This is a genomic window from Paenibacillus sp. FSL R5-0527, from assembly GCF_038008055.1.
Classification (GTDB): domain Bacteria; phylum Bacillota; class Bacilli; order Paenibacillales; family Paenibacillaceae; genus Fontibacillus; species Fontibacillus macerans.
Genome location: NZ_JBBOYI010000001.1, coordinates 4319416 through 4337295, shown reverse-complemented (window position 1 = coordinate 4337295; position 17880 = coordinate 4319416). Strand labels below are relative to the sequence as shown.

At 54.0% G+C, this 17880-nt stretch carries 16 protein-coding genes; 4 read left to right on the top strand and 12 right to left on the bottom strand.

Translation table 11 applies throughout. The annotated features are described in order from the left end of the window. Nucleotides 1-76: 76 nt before the first annotated feature. The gene (locus tag NYE69_RS33760; protein WP_115311283.1) at nt 77-121 is read right to left on the bottom strand and encodes an erythromycin resistance leader peptide; all 45 of its coding nucleotides are present in this window, start codon (nt 119-121) and stop codon (nt 77-79) included. Between the two features lie 188 nt (nt 122-309). On the opposite strand from NYE69_RS33760, the gene NYE69_RS18985 reads away from it, so the two are divergent. Then, complete coding sequence (locus NYE69_RS18985; protein ID WP_316561702.1) at nt 310-2055, top strand: alpha-glycosidase; 1746 nt, start codon at nt 310-312, stop codon at nt 2053-2055. Between the two features lie 16 nt (nt 2056-2071). Here NYE69_RS18985 and glgA read toward each other — a convergent pair whose 3' ends face one another. Next, entirely contained in the window at nt 2072-3508 is a 1437-nt protein-coding gene (gene glgA / locus NYE69_RS18980) for a glycogen synthase GlgA (RefSeq protein WP_340927402.1), read from the bottom strand. Beyond that, complete coding sequence (gene glgB, locus NYE69_RS18975) at nt 3505-5427, bottom strand: 1,4-alpha-glucan branching protein GlgB (RefSeq protein WP_340927401.1); 1923 nt, start codon at nt 5425-5427, stop codon at nt 3505-3507. The genes glgA and glgB overlap by 4 nt, the downstream gene beginning before the upstream one ends. 182 nt (nt 5428-5609) lie before the next feature. Between glgB and NYE69_RS18970 the strand changes: the two genes are divergently transcribed. Next, nucleotides 5610-6827, top strand: coding sequence for a glucose-1-phosphate adenylyltransferase (locus NYE69_RS18970; protein ID WP_155620139.1), 1218 nt, complete (start codon nt 5610-5612; stop codon nt 6825-6827). A 94-nt stretch (nt 6828-6921) separates the two neighbouring features. On the opposite strand, the gene NYE69_RS18965 is transcribed toward NYE69_RS18970, so the two are convergent. From NYE69_RS18965 to NYE69_RS18945, 5 genes are read right to left on the bottom strand one after another with little or no spacing between them, the layout of a single operon-like run. Further along, nucleotides 6922-7467 (bottom strand): GNAT family N-acetyltransferase, encoded by a 546-nt coding sequence (locus tag NYE69_RS18965; RefSeq protein ID WP_340927400.1) that lies wholly within the window; start codon nt 7465-7467, stop codon nt 6922-6924. A 20-nt stretch (nt 7468-7487) separates the two neighbouring features. Beyond that, the gene (locus NYE69_RS18960; protein WP_340927399.1) at nt 7488-8993 is read right to left on the bottom strand and encodes a sensor histidine kinase; all 1506 of its coding nucleotides are present in this window, start codon (nt 8991-8993) and stop codon (nt 7488-7490) included. After that, nucleotides 8990-9688 (bottom strand): response regulator transcription factor, encoded by a 699-nt coding sequence (locus NYE69_RS18955; protein WP_036623064.1) that lies wholly within the window; start codon nt 9686-9688, stop codon nt 8990-8992. Before NYE69_RS18955 ends, NYE69_RS18960 begins: the two co-directional genes overlap by 4 nt. A 32-nt stretch (nt 9689-9720) precedes the next feature. Next, nucleotides 9721-10977, bottom strand: a complete 1257-nt coding sequence (locus NYE69_RS18950) for a hypothetical protein (protein WP_316561714.1) — start codon at nt 10975-10977, stop codon at nt 9721-9723. 16 nt (nt 10978-10993) lie between these two features. Then, complete coding sequence (locus tag NYE69_RS18945; RefSeq protein ID WP_316561713.1) at nt 10994-11728, bottom strand: phosphonate ABC transporter ATP-binding protein; 735 nt, start codon at nt 11726-11728, stop codon at nt 10994-10996. A gap of 295 nt (nt 11729-12023) precedes the next feature. Between NYE69_RS18945 and NYE69_RS18940 the strand changes: the two genes are divergently transcribed. Beyond that, nucleotides 12024-12941, top strand: a complete 918-nt coding sequence (locus NYE69_RS18940; protein ID WP_328273216.1) for an ArsR family transcriptional regulator — start codon at nt 12024-12026, stop codon at nt 12939-12941. A 49-nt stretch (nt 12942-12990) separates the two neighbouring features. Then, on the top strand, nt 12991-13761 hold the full coding sequence (locus tag NYE69_RS18935; RefSeq protein WP_340927397.1) for an HAD family hydrolase: 771 nt from the start codon (nt 12991-12993) through the stop codon (nt 13759-13761). 303 nt (nt 13762-14064) lie between these two features. Here the strand turns inward: NYE69_RS18935 and NYE69_RS18930 are convergent, their stop codons facing one another. Genes NYE69_RS18930 through NYE69_RS18915 form a run of 4 tightly spaced genes read right to left on the bottom strand, consistent with a single transcriptional unit; the run spans nt 14065 to nt 17870 of the window. Then, complete coding sequence (locus tag NYE69_RS18930; protein WP_316561745.1) at nt 14065-14568, bottom strand: DUF4358 domain-containing protein; 504 nt, start codon at nt 14566-14568, stop codon at nt 14065-14067. Beyond that, nucleotides 14565-15683, bottom strand: a complete 1119-nt coding sequence (locus tag NYE69_RS18925; RefSeq protein ID WP_316561744.1) for a DHHW family protein — start codon at nt 15681-15683, stop codon at nt 14565-14567. The genes NYE69_RS18930 and NYE69_RS18925 overlap by 4 nt, the downstream gene beginning before the upstream one ends. A 45-nt stretch (nt 15684-15728) precedes the next feature. Further along, a complete protein-coding gene (locus NYE69_RS18920) occupies nt 15729-17135 on the bottom strand; it encodes an MBOAT family O-acyltransferase (RefSeq protein WP_316561743.1) in 1407 nt (468 codons plus the stop codon). A gap of 54 nt (nt 17136-17189) precedes the next feature. After that, nucleotides 17190-17870 (bottom strand): GDSL-type esterase/lipase family protein, encoded by a 681-nt coding sequence (locus NYE69_RS18915; RefSeq protein ID WP_316561742.1) that lies wholly within the window; start codon nt 17868-17870, stop codon nt 17190-17192. Nucleotides 17871-17880: the final 10 nt, after the last annotated feature.

Sequence of the window (17880 nt, the reverse complement as noted above, 5' to 3'; positions counted from 1 at the left end):
AATGAAGATTATTAAAAAAGGACAGACTTATCCCGTTTACTCCGTATACACAAACGGAGCCTTTGAACGTATTAAATTAACGGTTCAAAGTTGGGAAACGAAGTCTTATCGATTGTGTCACTTTTTAATAATCCTCCTTAAAGTTTTTAAAAATACAATGCCGATTATATAAGGCCATTAAATAAAAGTCAAGTATACCGGCCCTTCTCGATCGGCTAACCTGTCACCCCCGGTTCATGCTCCGCGGAAAGTTTGGGAATAATGGGACCATGGAACCAATACTCGATGAGAAAAAGGAGGCGTCGATCCGTGCTGCTCGAAGCGCTTTATCACGTCCCCCGGGACAAGTGGGCCTACGCCTACGACCCGGCAACGATTCATCTTCGCGTCCGCACGAAACGGGATGATGTGGAGCGGGTTTTCGCCCTGACGGGCGACAAATACGACTGGAAAGGCACCTATCAGGAGCTGGCGATGGAAAAAGCGGCGCATGACCGGATGTTCGACTATTGGGAGGTGTCGGTCCGGCCAAGATTCAAGCGACTGTCGTACGCCTTTAAACTGGTAGCCGGAGCCGAAATAGTATACATGCAGGATTCGGGGATTCAAACGGAGGAACCGACCCCACCCGGCGAGTTGTTCGAATTCCCGTATATCCACGAGATCGAGGTGTTTAAAGTCCCGGAATGGGCCAAACAGGCGGTCTTTTATCAAATTATGCCGGAGCGGTTCGCCAACGGGGATCCGTCCAACGATCCGAAACCCGTCGAGGCCTGGGGCGGAAAGCCGACCCGGGAAAATTACTTCGGCGGCGATCTGCAGGGCGTCCTTGACCATCTCGACGATCTGGTCGACCTCGGCATCACGGCTATCTATTTCACGCCTCTGTTTGCCGCGCCCTCCAATCACAAATACGATACGATGGATTACAAAAAGGTCGACCCGCACTTCGGCGATAATGCGCTGCTGAAAAAGGTCGTCGAAAGCTGCCACGAACGGGGCATCCGCGTCGTGCTTGACGCCGTGTTCAACCATTGCGGCGAGCAGTTTCCGCCGTTTCAGGATGTGCTGAAGAACGGGGCCGCTTCTCCATACGCCGACTGGTTCCATGTCAACCAGTTCCCGGCCCGCGTGGAAAACGGAGTTCCTACGTACGATACGTTCGGTTTTTTTCCGAAAATGCCTAAATTCAACACCGCCAACCCCCAGCTGAAGGAATATTTGCTTGGCGTTGCCGAGTACTGGATCAAAGAGATCAAGCTGGACGGCTGGCGGCTCGATGTGGCCAACGAAATCGACCATCATTTTTGGCGCGAATTCCGCCAGATCGTCAAAAAGGCTAACCCGGACGCCTACCTGATCGGCGAGGTTTGGAGCGATTCGCTCAATTGGCTGCTTGGGGATCAATTCGATTCGGTCATGAATTATCCGTTTGCCGACAAGGTGCTGGAATTTTTTAACGGCGGGATGGACGGCTGCGCTTTTTCCGATGAAATGGGCGCCCTGATTATGCGTTATCCCCAGCAAACGAACGAAGTCGTGTTCAACATGCTGTGCAGCCACGACACCCCCCGCCTGCTGACCCGGGTCGGCGGCGACAAGCGCAAGCTGAAGCTTTGCGTCGTGTTTTTGTTTACGTACATCGGGACGCCGTGCGTGTTTTACGGCGATGAGATCGGCCTGACCGGCGAGGGGGACCCGGATTGCCGCAAATGCATGGAATGGGACCGCAGCAAGCAGGACCGGGAGCTGTACGACTTCTACAAATTGATGATCGCGCTCCGCAAAAAACATACCGCGCTGCGGCAGGGACGTTTCCGCTTTCTTCATGCCGAACACGGGGATCCGTGCATCATTTATGAACGCATGGACGAGCTCATGCATTTTACGGTCTGGATGAATAATACGCCCGAACCGCGAACTTTAACCCATCCGATGCAGACAAGCGATTGGCGCGACGGCCTTACCGAAGAGCCGGTCGCGCCCGCGGGCGGGGTCATGAACGTATCGCTCGACCCCTACGGCTTCCGCATTTTGTACCGGCGTTTAAAATGAACCGGAAGAAGCAAACTCAATCATTCGCCTTTATCATCCGGTAAATATCGGCATACCGGGCGGCCGAAGCGCTCCAGCTGTAATCCCCGGCGAACGCGTTCGCCGCGATTTGGCTCCAGCGCTTAGGATCGCGGTAAAAGCCGGCCGCTCTGCGCAGCGTGTACAGCATATCGTGCGCGTTGTAATTGCGGAACGTAAACCCGTTCCCTTCGCCGGTAAATTCGTTATAAGCCCGCACCGTATCGTTTAATCCGCCCGTTTCCCGCACGACGGGCACAGCCCCGTACCTAAGCGCGAGGAGCTGGCTGATGCCGCAGGGCTCGAACCGCGAAGGCATGAGAAACAGATCGCTGCCGGCGTACATGCGGCGCGCCAGCGCGTCGTTGAATTTGATCTGGGCGGACATTTTACCGGGATGTCTGTGAGCGGCTTCCCGGAACCAATCCTCATATCCATGATCGCCTGTGCCCAGAAGGGCGAATTGAACCTCGTCCCCTTCCAGCCATTCGTCCAAAACCCGGATGACGAGATCGAGTCCCTTCGGCTCCACAAGCCGGGTGATCATCGAAACCAGCGGGATATGCGGCGCTACATTTAGCCCGAGCTCCTGTTGAAGCACGGGCTTGTTGGCCTGCTTTTGCGAGAGGTTGTTGCGGTAGCGGGCAAACAGCTCAAGATCGGTTTCGGGATTGTAGACGCTCGTGTCAATCCCGTTCACGATGCCGGTGAGCCGGCTTCCCAGCGACCGCAGCAGACCGTCCATGCCGTAGCCGTAATGCTCCGTTTTAATCTCCTCCGCATAGGTCGGGCTGACCGTCGTCACATGATCGGCGAACACGAGCCCGGCCTTCATAAAGCTGACATTGCCGTAATATTCCACGGCGTCCGCATGCAGGTAAGACTGCGGCAGTCCAAGTAAATCGCCAAGCACTTCGGGCGGAAATATCCCCTGGTACAGCAAATTGTGAACGGTGTAAACGGTCCGGATGCCTTGATGGAACGGGCTGTCTTGATAATGCTCCCTAAGCAGCAGCGGCACCATCGCCGTGTGCCAGTCATGGCAGTGAATGACGTCGGGGACGAATCCGATCAGCGGCAAAATTTCCAGCACCGCCCGGTTCAAAAAGGCGAAGCGCTCGCCGTCGTCCCAATGGCCATAAACGCCTTCCCGGCCAAAGTAATATTCGTTGTCGATAAAATAAACCGGCACGCCTTCCCAATTCAGGGCTTCCACGCCCCCGTACTGGCGGCGCCAGCCTACGGGGACGGTTACCGCTCCGAGATGCTTCATGCGCTCCGTATACTCCCCGGGGATTTCCCGGTATTTCGGAAGCACGATCCGCACATCATGCCCGGCGGCGGTCAAAGCTTTCGGCAGCGCTCCGATGACGTCGGCCAGACCTCCCGTTTTTATAAAAGGGGCCGCTTCCGCGGCGGCAAAGCAGATGTTCAACGTCTTCCCCTCCTTTTCGGTTTGGGCGAAACTTTACGCTTCCACACCGTCATGCTCAGCGGGGGAAGCGAAAGAACCAGGCTATAAGGCTGTTCATGCCAAGATAATCGTTCGCCGGCCGCCACCGGCTTAAGCGGATAACCGGAACCGCCGAAACCGGCGTCATCGCTGTTGAACACGAGCTCGTACCGCCCCGGCAGCGGAACGCCGACGCGGTACACGGGCCGCTCCGCCGGCTGAAAATTGAGCAGCACAAGCAGCTGATCCTCTTTGCGTTTACCTTTGCGCATATAACCTATGACGCTTTGCCCGGCATCATGCGGGTTAATCCATTGATACCCGTCCGGTTCGTGATCGAGCTGCCACAACGCCGGCTCTCGCAAATAAAAGCGGTTAAGGGCGGCGCTGTACCCGCGAATCAGACGGTGGGCTTCGTAATCGAGCAGAAACCAGTCGAGCTCGGCCTGATCCCGCCATTCGATGAATTGGCCGAATTCGCCGCCCATAAATATCAGTTTTTTCCCTGGAAAAGTGAACTGATACCCAAGCAGCAGGCGAAGTCCGGCAAACTTTTGTTCATAGGCGCCCGGCATTTTGTCCAGCAGCGATTTTTTCCCATGCACAACCTCGTCATGCGACAAAGGCAGCGCGTAATTTTCGGAATAGGCGTACCACACCGGGAACGTCAGCAGATGATGGCGCCCGGGACGGTCCGCAAACGGCGTCTCTATGTAATCCAGCGTATCGTTCATCCAGCCCATATTCCATTTATAGTTGAAGCCAAGCCCCCCGTCATGGGCAGGAGCCGTAACCATCGGCCAGGCGCTGGACTCTTCGGCCATCATCAGCGCGTGCGGGAAATAACGGAACACGATCGTATTCAACTGCCGCAAAAATTCGATTGCCTCCAAATTTTCCACCCCCCCGTATTCGTTTCGCGGGGCATCGCTTTTTTCGAAATCAAGCCGCAGCATGCTGGTCACCGCGTCCACCCGCAGCCCGTCGAAATGGTACATCTCCAGCCAATACAAAGCGTTCGAAATCAAAAACGACCGCACCTCCGGTTTGCCGAAATCGAAGCTGAGCGTCCCCCATCCCGGTTTTTCGGCTTTGGCGGGTTCGCCGTATTCAAACAGAGGCGTTCCGTCGAACCGCCGCAGGCCATGCGCGTCCTTGGCAAAATGCCCCGGCACCCAGTCGAGCAAAACGCCGATGCCCGCCTGATGGCAGCGATCCACAAAGTACATCAAGTCCTGCGGTTTCCCGTAACGGCTGGTCGGGGCAAAATAACCGGTCGCCTGATACCCCCAAGATAGATCGTATGGATGCTCGGCGAGCGGCATAATCTCTATATGGGTGTATCCCATTTCCTTGACGTACGGAATCAGGAGGTCCGCCATCTCACGGTAGGTGTAAAACCGGCCCGCCTCCGCTTGCCGCCATGTTCCGAAATGGATCTCGTAAATGCTGATCGGCTTTTGGTACGGGGGCTTCCTGCTTGCCGTCCATGCTGCGTCCCCCCAGTCATATCCGTCCAGGCGGGCGATGACCGAAGCGGTTTGAGGCCGGACTTCCGCGTGAAACGCGTAGGGGTCCGCCTTCAGAAACGTTGTACCGTCCGCTGCTGTAATCGCCAATTTGTAAAATGTTCCATCATCGATTCCCGGAAAAAAACGAGTCCAAATTCCCGAATCGGGTATCTTATATAGTACATCGCGGTCTCCTCTCCATCCGTTCCAATCCGAAACGATGGAGACTTGGCATGCATTGGGAGCCCATACGGTAAAACGAACGCCGGGCCGTCCGTTCTCTTCGGTGAGGTGCGCGCCAAACGTACGGTAGCTTTGGTACAAGGTGCCCTCATGAAACAGATACACATCGGTTTTCGAAACGGCCTGAGCCCAGGACGGTTCGGACATATCATCACCACCATTCAGCATTTTGCGGACGAAACTCAAGCAAACTCCCGATAAAGAAAAATTATGAGTTTTTTCCAAAAATTCATGTAATATTTTCTTTCTATTTCCATAATTTATTTCAACTACATTATATCCTTTAATGTATGTACTACACGGTCAAAAACATACGGGAGGGAAACGAAATGAGGAAAAAGAACTGTATTGCGATGCTGCTCGCGGGAGGGGAAGGGCGAAGATTGTCCCCGTTAACCGCCAAGCAGGCAAAACCGGCCGTGCCGTTTGGCGGGCATTACCGGATTATCGATTTTCCTCTCAGCAATTGCGTCAATTCAGGCATCGATACGATCGGGGTTCTGACTCAATACGAAGCGGCGTCGCTGCACGAGCACATCGGGGAAGGCGAACCCTGGATGCTGCCGCGGCCGGATGGCGGCGGAATATCTCTGCTTCCGTCCTCCAATGCGGGAACCTCGGAATATGCGGGAACGGCGGACGCCATATATAAGAACATCGCGTTCGTCGACGGGTATGCCCCTGAACATGTCCTCATTCTTTCGGGGGACCATATTTACCATATGGACTACCGCCAAATGCTGAATTTTCACTTAAGCCATGGGGCCAAGGCCACCATCTCCGTTATGACGGTTCCTTGGGAAGAAGCGCATCGTTTTGGCATCATGTCCAAGGACGAAAAACAGCGGATCACCGAATTCGCCGAGAAGCCGAAGCAGCCGGCAAGCAACCTGGCCTCGATGGGCATTTATTTGTTTAACTGGGAGTATTTGAAGCGGCATCTTCTGGAGGATGCCGAAGACCCTGCTTCCAGCCATGACTTCGGGAAGGATCTGATTCCCAAAATGCTTGCCGGCTCGGATCCGCTGCATGCCTACGAGTTTCAGGGATACTGGCGGGATGTGGGGACGGTCCACAGCCTATGGGAAGCCCATATGGATTTGCTTGAGGAAAGCTCGGATTGGCAGCTTCATAAGACAAACTGGCCGATGTATACGCGGGAAATGCCGGCGGTCCCGGTTCCTCCCAAAAAACGGGTTAACCCGAACGGTTCATTAATCCACGATGGCTGCGCGCTGGAGGGTCATGCCGAACGTTCGGTCATTTTCGGAGGTACGGAAATCGGGCGAAACACCCGAATTAAGGACAGCGTCATTATGCCCGGCGTAAAAATCGGGCGAAACGCGGTGATCGAGCGGGCGATTATCGGCGAGGGCGCCGTCATCAAGGATGGCGCGGTCGTGAAGGGAACGGCGTCCGAAATCGCGGTGATCGGGCCGCGCGAAACGGTATTGGCAAAACCCGCCGTTCTTCCCCAGCCTTCCAGGCTGCTGCAAGAGGTTTACGAAAATACGGCCCGGCTGCGGGCGGAAGGCCTGCTGTCCTGACGGGCTTTTTATAGGCAATCGCATTAATGGAAAAAAGGGGCCATCCTCACCAAGAACACGAAAAGTGTGCTTGCGGGATGCCCCTTTTCAAGGATTAAGCTTGGTCGTAAATAGCCGGAGCCAACTGATACAAATTAAATTCGCGGCCATCATCCTTCCGCCCCGTACCCTGCAGGCGAAAGCCAAACTCTTGATAAAGCCGATTCAGCTTTACGTTTTGGTTCCAGCAATCGAGACGAAGTCCGGAGCGCCCCAAAACCTTAGACCGCTTGGCGGCAAAGCTTAGGATTTCACCGCCGAGCCCCTGGCCGCGGTAAGGCAAGCGGACCGTAAGCCGGTGCAAATAACTGTATCCGGGGATGTTCAGCGCCCCCCAATAATCGGGATCCGAATCCTGTAGCGTAAACATGGCTGCCGGCTCCCCTTCCCTGGTCAACAGATATATTTCCCGTTCATCATAGTAGGAACGAATCAAGTCCGGAGTAAACTGCCCGGGGTTCCACTGCTTGACGCCGCCGGTTTGCATCCAGTTCGCCGCCTCGACGAGCATTAGCCGTACCGTTTCCAAGTCGCCCGGCTTGGCGAGCGTGACTGAGAAGTCCCCGCCGCGCGTAATTACCGTTCCTACCCTGTCAATCATTTTGTTTCCCCCCCTTTCGGTCAAGCCTGATCATCGTTTTCGGCGGCGAGCGAACGGCCCGCTTCACCGTCTGCGGACGATTCTCCTTCCGGCCCGGCGGAAGCGGTAACGTCCGATGCTTCCGCGTCTTCGGCTACGGGAAGCGTCACCGCCACGGTTGTGCCGACGCCGAGCTCGCTGTGAATCTCCATCACCCCATGATGCAGCTCCACGATCTGCTGGCTGATGGCCAGGCCCAGCCCGGTTCCGCCTCCCTGGTGGTTGACCTGGAAGAAGCGGTCCTTCACTTTGTGCAAATACTCCTCGCTGATGCCGATCCCGGTATCGACCACTTCCACCATCGCCCGGCCGTCCTCTTTTACGCTGATCACCAGGTGAATCCAGCTCTGCTCATGGGAAAATTTAATCGCATTATCGACGATATTCAGGAATACTTGCTTAAGCCGATTGCCGTCCCCGCTAACGATGACGGTCCTGTCGGTACGTTCCTCCAGCTTCAGCTGGATTTGCTTCTGTTCCGCTTTGGCCCATACGTTAAGCATCGTTTCCTGAATCAGCTCTTTTAAATTGACGTGCCCGATGACCAGCTTCATTTCATTTTGCTGCAGCTTGGAGAAATCGAGAATTTCCTCGACCAGCCCGATTAACCGGTTGGTCTCCTTGGCGATGATCCCCATTCCGAGCTTCGTTTCTTCCGGATCGAAGCCCCCGGACGTGAGCGTTTCGCTCCACCCTTTAATGCCGGTCAGCGGCGTTCTGAGCTCGTGTGAGATCGAAGATATGAACTCGTCCTTGATCTGATTGCTGCGCACGATTTCTTCCGCCATATAATTGAGCGTCGCCGCCAGTTCGCCCAGCTCGTATTTGTAGTTGCCCCTGATCCTGGCGTCGAATTTGCCCCGGGCCATCTGCGCGGATACGTCGCGAATATTGTTAATGGGCTTAACGATCGAGTTGGCGAGCCCGATGCTGAACAGCGTCACAATCGCAAGCACGGCGGCAGCTACCCCGATGGATAAAAAGGTCAGGTTCAGCAGCTTGGAATTAACCCGCTCGAGCGATGTGACAAACCGGGCGATATACTGCGTTTGGCCTTGAATCTGCAGCGGGCGCGAGACCGCCATCACCGCTTCGCCGGTGCTCGGCTGCCGGCCGATCCATTTTCCTACGCTGCCGGCCAGCGCTTGCGGGACATCGCCCGTCTGGATCGCTTTGTCCGCCTGGAAGGCGTTGGTGCTCGCTTTGACTTCTCCGTTACGGTCCAAAATCATCAATTCGGTATTGTCCAGCTCAAAAGTGCGCAGCATCTCGGTAAAATAATCGGGATCGCGTTCGGAGTTCAGACGCACGAATTGTTGGAAAAAGTCCGAGGCCCATTTGGAATGGTTGGCCATATGGTTGTAAATCGTATCGTAATAATACGATCGGATGGCTACCGTGAAAATAATTTCGACCATAAACAGCGTCACGAATACAACGATAAAGTAATGCAGAACGATTTGCCGTCCGATCCCTTTCTTGATCATTGTCCCTCGCCTTTCCACTTATAACCGTGCCCCCACACGGTCTGCAGGAAAGCCGGTTCGGACGGATTGCTTTCGATTTTTTGCCGCAGCCTGCGGATATTTACGTCCACGATTTTCGGATCGCCCATGTATTCCTTGCCCCAGACGTGGTCAAGCAGAGAATCCCGGCTCAGCGGCATATTCTCCTTCTCGAGGAAATACTGAATGAGCGAAAATTCCGTAGGCGTCAGTTCGATCAACTGCCCGTTTTTCTTAAACTGCTTGGAAATCAAATCCAGCGTAAACGGCCCCGACGTAAACATGACTTTAGCGCTGCTCTCCCGGTATACGTTAACCCGGCGCAGCAGCGAATGGATCCGCGCGATCAGCTCGGTCGGGCTGAACGGTTTGCTGACGTGATCGTCGGCTCCGACGGACAAGGCGTATACTTTGTCCTGTTCCTGCACTTTGGCGGTCAGGAAAATAATCCCGATCCGTTCGTTGGTCTCGCGGATCCGGCGGCACACCTCAAACCCGTCGATGCCCGGAACCATCACGTCGAGCAGCGCGATGTCGATATCCGGCACGCTCTGCAGCTTGCTCAGCGCTTCGTGGCCTTCCGCCGCCTCCAGCACCTCGAACCCGTTCCGCTTCAAATTGATGACGATAAAGCTGCGGATGGATTCTTCATCCTCCAAAATCAATACCTTGCTCAATGGTAAGACCTCCCTCTCTATCCGAAAACGGCTTAACGCTTGATTTCCGTTTCGCCTTTATTCACCTTCAAATCCGTATGGCTAAGGAAGCCGATCACTCTGTCGGTATCCTGCGCCAGGAACTGCCAATCCGATTTGTTCTTCTCCCACTCGGAAAGCGTAAAGAAACGAATTTCCGCCACAACCTCGTTCGTGTCGGTTTTGACAAACCAAAGATGCTCGTTTTTATCCGATTTGGTATCGATCGTCACATTGCCGCGCCATTCCTTCGGAAAATTGAAATAAAAGCGGCCCGCCATATCCATATACTGCTGCATCACGGATTTCAGACCGTCTTTTTCATCCCATTGGTAATAGGTAAACAGCCAGGGGATTTCATCAAAAGAGATGTATTCCCAGCCCTTCGGCTTCTCGAGCATGCCGACTTCCAGCACGCCGTCGTTATTCACGTCTCCGCTCATAATCGGATAACCCTTCAGCGTCATATCCTGCGACGGAAGCAGATTCACGAACTGGCCGTCCTTCATGACGATGATGGTGGAGAAAGCCGAATGAGTCCCGACGGACGCGTCGAGAATGATCCCTTTGAGTTTTGGGGTAATATTCCCGCTGACCGCGTTGTAATAATCGATGACCGGATCGTTCAGCTCCAGTTGGCTGAGCTGCTGAAAGGATCCGTCCGCATACTGGTAAGCCGTCACCGTGGCGAACTGCTGGCGCTTCAAGCTCACCACCGTGATATCCGGTTGACCGTCCTGATTGAGATCGTCGACCATGAAATAGTCGTACGGCAAAGCCATCATTTTTTCAACGGCTCCCTCGTGGTAGGAATATACGGTTAATCCCTTTTGCAGTCCATCGCCTCCATTGGAGAAGCCGGCGATAATCTCCAGGTTCCCGTCTCCGGTCAAATCCAGCACGTCAAACGTCTCCAATTCCTGGCCTTCACCGTCAAAGCGGGCTTTCAGCGCCCAGGCATCCTTCTCGCGCTCCAGAATCATCCCGTGAATCCGCACGGCTTCATCCGGCGTTTGGTAGAACACCACCGCCTCCTTGACCCCGTCGTTGTTCAGGTCGGGAGTGCGGATCGAGCTGCTGTTGCGCACATCCCGGGGCGAGATGATTTCTCCCCCTTTCAGCTCCGATTTGATGACGCTGATCAGGGACGCCTTATCCGAGGACAGCTGCGGCGTTTGCATCAGCGATTTCGGGTCGCTGATAAAACTGCAGCCGCTTAACACCATTAGTAAAAAAAATCCAGCAATAGCGGTGCACCATCGTTTTGCCAACATCATATCACTCTTTTCATGCCAAATCGATCAGCCTTTTCTCTTCCGGCAGCAGCCTTCTTCCGGAAACGTCGATTTTAAGCTCTCCATCGCATATGCCCCAGATACGGGTGCAGAAGCGTTCCGCCAAGTCCAGCGGCAGCGCCGCCACGACGATTTTGCCCTGCTCCTTGCAAAGGGCCTTCAGCGTGTTCAATACGCGCTCGGCCGACTTCGGATCCAGCCCGACGGCCGGTTCGTCCGCCGCGATAAACCCGGCGCCGTGCACGAGCGCCCGGCATATGGCCACACGCTGGCGTTCGCCGCCGCTCAGCTTGCCGGCTTTCACGTGGGCTTTGTCCAGCAGGCCGAACTTCTCCAGCTCGTCCATCGCGCCCATATAATCGTCCGAACGCACCATACCGGTCAGGCGGCGAAGCAGCGGCGTTTGCCCGGCCTGTCCGATCAGGACGTTTTTAAGCGCCGTTTTTTCGGGAAACAGCGAAGGGTTTTGCTCCAGATAAGCGCATTTGGAGCGGTACTTTTGCGAGCCGCCGCCACCGCCGCTGATCACCTGGTCGCCGTCCCACGTATAATCCCCGCGGTTCCAACGCTCCCGCAGCGCCAAGCAGCGCAGCAAAATGCTTTTGCCGCTGCCGCTGGGCCCGACCACGCCGATCATTTCCCCGCCTTCAAACTGAACGGTAATGTCGCGGAGCACTTTTTTCTTATTTCCATCCACCGATTTGTGCAAGTGGTTCACTCTGATCATGGGTCCGATTCTCCTTTTTTACGATGCCAACCGCTTTTTTTCTCTACCTTTAAGTGTATTGGAAAAGCCGGCGAAAATCCATTACAGCATGTTCATATTTGCCGATTTTTTGACCGGCGCTGCTTTCCGGATTAAAATGGAAGGCAGGGAAAAAGAAAAAATCGCCAATAATCATTGACGATGTCCTGCCGTTTTGCTGATTTGTTCATGAATCCTTAAACATTATAGTAGACAATCCCCCGTCAAACAAGCCATAATGAATTTGTATGCAAAGATTTCTGGGAGGTATCTTGTCATGGCTTATGATGTGAAGGTAGATTACTCTCTGGTCTACGAACTGCTCAGCAGCTTTATGATATATACGACGCGGAAATGGGTGAACAATCTCGATGTCGGAGCGGAATGGATCGAGGAGATTCAGAACCGCTTCAATCCGGAGGTCCGGCAACGGTTCGCGGAAGCCGCCGGCTACCCCTTTTCCGATTACGACGTGTTGTACGTTTGGGTTCTGGAACGCGGAAAGGCGGATGACGTTCTTTCCTTTTTGAACGAAACGGCCGAAGCCGAAGCAAACGCGCTATGGCAGAAAACAAAATCCTATATTCCCGATGTGACTTGTGAGGAAATCGTTAGAATTCGCGACAATTACATCCCTTTGTTAAAAACGTGGCACCAGGTTTATTTCCGCGACGTAGAGCCGCAGCTGCTCCCTCTTCTGGAAGAAGACGCGGCGGAGAAAAACGCGCTCCTGAAAAAAATGGACACCGACGCGCTGATCGAATACGCTTCCGGTGGTCTCGTGCTGGAACCGCAAAGACCGGTCTCCCAAGTGGTTCTAACGCCGTCCACCCATTTCCGGCCGATCAATACATACGTCTTCTACCGCGATGTCCTGTTCATTCAATATCCGCTGGACATCCCGGAAGTCGACGAGGACGAGCCGCCGGTCGTGCTGAAGCGGTTGACCCGGGCGCTCGCCAAGCCGGAGCGGCTGCGGCTTCTCCGCTATGTGGCGGACGAACCGAAATCGATCTACGAAATGCTGCATGACTTAAACGAAAGCAAAGAGGATTTGATGCATGACCTCATGCGGCTTCGGGTGGCTGGGCTGCTGCGCATCCACTTGGTCGACCAGGATATCGAAAAATTCAGCATCCGCCCGGACGGCGCCGCCGAGTTGCAAATTTTCCTGGAGTCTTATATCCGTTTGTAATGCAGGCGCCAACAGAGAAAGTTTTACTTGGATAAAGGAGTGACCTGCTGTGAACACGCGGACCAAGCGGCAACACCTTATTTTTGATCTCGACGATACTTTGATTCATTGCAATAAATATTTCGAGCTGATCCTGGAGCAATTCGCCGAGCTACTCGTCGATTGGTTTAAAGGGAATCCGGTCACCGCCGCGGAAATCCGCGACAAACAGATCGAAATCGATGTGGCCGGCGTGCACCAAATCGGATTTTCCAGCTCCCATTTTCCGGAGTCGCTCGTCGAAACGTACCGCTATTTTTGCCGTATCTACGGCCGCAAGGCGCTGCCGGAAGAAGAACAGCGGCTGATGAAGCTGGGGCTCAGCGTCTACGAGCATCCGGTCGAGCCTTACCCCGGCATGGTCGAAACGCTGAATCTGCTGCGCAGCCAGGGGCATGAGCTTTTGTTGTACACCGGGGGCGAGACCGCCATCCAGCAGCGGAAAATCGAACAAATGAAGCTGGCCGAGTTCTTCGAGGACCGCATATACATCCGCCAGCACAAAAACGCGGAAGCGCTCGAGGAAATTTTACGTTCCCGTTTCTTCGACCGGAACAACACCTGGATGATCGGGAACAGTCTGCGCACCGATGTAATGCCGGCCTTATCCGCCGGAATCAACGCCGTTTACATCAAAATCCCAAATGAATGGCTGTATAACATCGTTGAGCTGCAGCATGAGAGCAATTCGGACATGCATACGGTGTCCTCGCTCGGGGAAGTGCCACGGATTATTTTTGATCACATCCATCAGATGAAACGGCAAAAACGGACCCTATAACAAGGTCCGTTTTGTTGTTCGGAAACGAGTCTCACCCGCCGGGTCCCCGATCACCCACCAAAATAAAGGTAATTTTGGGCCTTATTTGGGCGAATTGTGTTTTTTCGATAAAATAGAGGAACAAAATGTCCTTATTCCCCTTGGGAACCTTATAATCCCATGCTTTTTCCGCCTCCACCCCAAAGTAAAACCAAAAAAGCCCCTTATTTTTCCTATAGTCGCGAATTTTCCTAAATAATCCCCTTTTTTACCGTTATTTCTGGCAGAGCAAGGAATATCACTCTCCTGTGCCTTGTTGTCCCCTCAGGTGTCCGTCACCGCGTCGAAAGCCTGCTCCATTTGCTCAACCCCTGCCGAGACCGCAAACAGGATAAACGGCCCTTTCGTCTTTAGCACATGCTTTTCGAGCAGAAAATATTGTTCCGGACGATAGTTCTTAAATTTGGCGGTTTGCGCAGCAATTCTTTCCTCGATTTTCGCCATGACGCGTTCTGCTTCGCTTTCGTCCTTAAGCCGGACGATCAGCAATTCGTCCGCTTCCACGTTCGATGACGCCGTGTAGAGCACAAAATCCGCGACCTCTTCGCCGGAGATATGATACAGCTTTTGCAGCTTTTTCATATCCCTTTGCTCCATACTCTCCAAGTTAACCGATTGTTCGATTCGCTCGCCCACATCGGCCGCTGTCAGGTTCCCGGTTCCCTTTTCCCTTTCGGCGCACCCCGCCAAAATGCCGGTCATGACGATAAGCGCCAGCAGAGCGGAACCGAACACGAACGTTTTTGTTCTCTGCATATATCTATTCATTTTATCATCTCCGATAAGTTCTTGATGGACGGATCCGCAAAAAACGTATTGATATTATAAAGCACCAGCATGTCATGAATTTCCCGCTTCCGTATTAGCGCAAGCAAATCGCCGTCATAATACCGCAGGTCCACAACATAAATCTCGCTGAAATGCCCCGTCAAAAAAGGAATCAGACTGTTGGCATACGAGTCCTTCACGACCAGCAGCTTTTTTCCCGCCGGATGAGCCGGCGACGTGATTTTTACCAGCGCATGGTTGCCGTTCAAAAAGACTGCATATTTGTCCTTCTTGCTTAAGTTCTCCAACGCATACAGAGAATTCGTAGTCTGCTCTTCGTCGACATATTCAACTGTTTCGTTCTCTTTCTCCTTTGGCAGCCAAAGAGCGATTTGATCCGGCCGTAAATGCCTGAAGCCGCTCTGCGAATACAGCGATCCGTAGAAATCATCCGCGGCCTGCCAGATCTCGAAATCTTCCGCTTCTTGGGGGGGCATCCCCATTTGCCTGCATAACTCCCGGTATGCGTAATAAGCGCCCAAGGTCGTCCAGTGGTGGTCCGTCTTGTAGTAAAGATACTCATGGCGTTTGGCGTACAGCGCCGAATAGACGTCGACAAAGCGCGCGAAGCGGCCGAGCGCATTCCGCATTTTGTCCAAAAAGGCAAGCTCGCTGCCGGCCGGAGCGAATGCCGGAAGCTTGTCCTCGTTCAGTGTTACGGAGGTAGGTGCCAGCATTACGTAGGTTTGCAGGCCCGGCGCCGCGGAAATAAACGTACGGATCGCCTCCGCGTTCGCCTTCACCTCCCCTTCCGCCGGCGGAGAGAACCGCTGAATCAGGTAACCGTCTTTGCCCAGGTAAACCCCGCCATTTTCCTTTTGCCCCATCGCCCGGGCCGTATCGGATTTCGCGCCAACCCAGAAATCCCGGAAAGGAAACTGGTCGGACACGTATTTCTCGTAATTGGCCATAAACTTCCCTGAGGCCAAATGCTGAAGCGAGAGATTGGGCCTTGGCTCGAGCATCCGGTTTTCCGCTGCGGAGAATTCGCGGTCCGGCGTTAGAATCTCCAAGGCCGGCAAGGCGCATATAAATGCCAGCAGCAGAACAGCCATGGCTTGTTTATACCATTTCAGGTTTCGCCGCCTCCCTTCCTGACACTAAAAACGAAAATATAAAAACGGATTATAGGTTTCACTGACCAAATACGCCGTGGATAAAAACAACAGCAGCAGGTGCGTACCCAAAGCCGCGGCGCTGCCCCAATGGCCCCATCTTCTCCGGAAACGCAGCAGCAGCCGGCGGGGAAACGGCGTCGCGCATAACATGAGCAGGATCAGCCAGCCGGAATAGGCGGACAGATCGTAAAGCGCCTGCCGATCGGCAAGGCCATGCGCGCCGAACCCAAACATCGTTCCGAGGAAATGGGCAGCGGCCCCCAGGTTCTCGTATTCGAAAAACGCCCAGCCGATGATAACGGCCGCCAGCGTATAGGCATGCCCGGCAAAACGCGGGAGCCGGTACAGCCCTTTTAGCAAAAACAGCTTTTCGAACGTAACCAGGCAGCCGAAATAAAGACCCCAGACGATAAAATTCCAGCTCGCTCCATGCCACAATCCGGTTAAAAACCACACCGCAAGCAGGTTGCGCAGCTGTTTGGGCAGGCCTTGCCGGTTGCCGCCGAGCGGAATGTAGACATACTCCCGAAACCAGGAGCCCAGGGAAATATGCCATCTGCGCCAAAATTCCGTGATGCTCCGGGATATATACGGATAATTGAAGTTTTTCATAAATTCAAACCCGAACATTTTGCCGAGACCGCGGGCCATATCGGAATATCCGCTGAAATCGAAGTAAATTTGCAGGGCAAACGCCGCAATCCCGAGCCAGGCGGAAAGCACACTCAGCTCCCCCAGCGGAGCCGCTTTGACATTCGTCCACAGCAGGCCGATATTGTTGGCCAGCAGCACTTTTTTGGCGAGACCGCGGATAAACAACTCCGCTCCCGCGCCAAACCGGCCAAGCGTCATGCGGCGAGAAACGAGCTGCCGGGCGATGTCGCCGTATTTGACGATCGGACCGGCCACAAGCTGCGGGAACATCGCCACGTAAGCGCCAAAAGCGATCGGACTGCGCTGCGCAGGCACTTTGCCGCGATAGACGTCGATGACATAAGACATCGTTTGGAACGTATAGAAGGAGATGCCCACCGGCAGCGGAAGATCGGCCGCAGGCAAGCCTAAATGCAACAACCGGTTCAAGTTGTCGATGGCAAATCCGGCGTATTTGAAAAAGCACAACAGCCCTAAATTGCCTGCAATGGAGCCGATAAAGATCGTCCGAGCGAGCGCTTTGCGCTCCCGGTATTTCTCGATCAGCAAGCCATTGGCATAGTCGAACACGGTCGAAAAGATCATGATGAAAATATATAACGGCTCCCCCCAAGCGTAAAACACCAGGCTTGCCGCGAGCAGGACACCGTTTCGAAACCGTTGGGGCGACAAATAGTAGATAAGTATCGTAGCCGGCAAAAAATAAAACAGGAAGATCAGACTGCTAAATACCAACACTTATCCCCCCTGCCTCGCTGGATCGGCGGAGACGGAAGTACATGGCCGCCGTCACTCCACTCGACCCTTCAAAGCGTCGAGCATCAGCGTATAGAACCCCTGCCTAAAGTGAATGCCGTCCGTATCGTACAGTTCCGGATGATCCGCGAGGATCGGGGTCAAATCGACAAACGCGGCTTGCTCCTTGGCGGCCATCTCTTTCAGTTTCTCATTAAAATCGGAGATGTTTTTGTAGCGGGGCTCTTTCTCCCGCGCCTCATCCGTAACGGGAGTTACCGACAACACCGTAATGTCGGCCTGCGGAAGCTTATTTTTGATCGCTTCGATCAAGACGGTGTAATGCTTGACCGCGTATTCCTGCGGGTTATCCGTCGGCCAGAGGATGTCATCCGAACCCAGTTGGATAAAAATATGCTCGGGATTTCTCCGCATCAGTTCGTCGAGATCCTCCATCGCGAATTCCGCTGTTTTTCCCGCACCGGCCAGTACGTTCTCTTCATCCAGCACATCATGATACGACAAGCCTTCCGTGATGGAATCCCCCAGAAATACGCTGCTTTGAAACCGCGAAGCGAGCGTGGCTGGCGCTGCATCCGCGGAAATCTCCCCTTGCGCCTGTCCGGCTGAAGCCGGATTGCCGGAAGCCGGGTTTGGCTCTCCTTCTTGTTGTCCGCACGCCGCAAGCGATATTAAAGCAATCCAGGCCAACAAAATACAGAGCATCTTTCTCATTTTCGTTCAC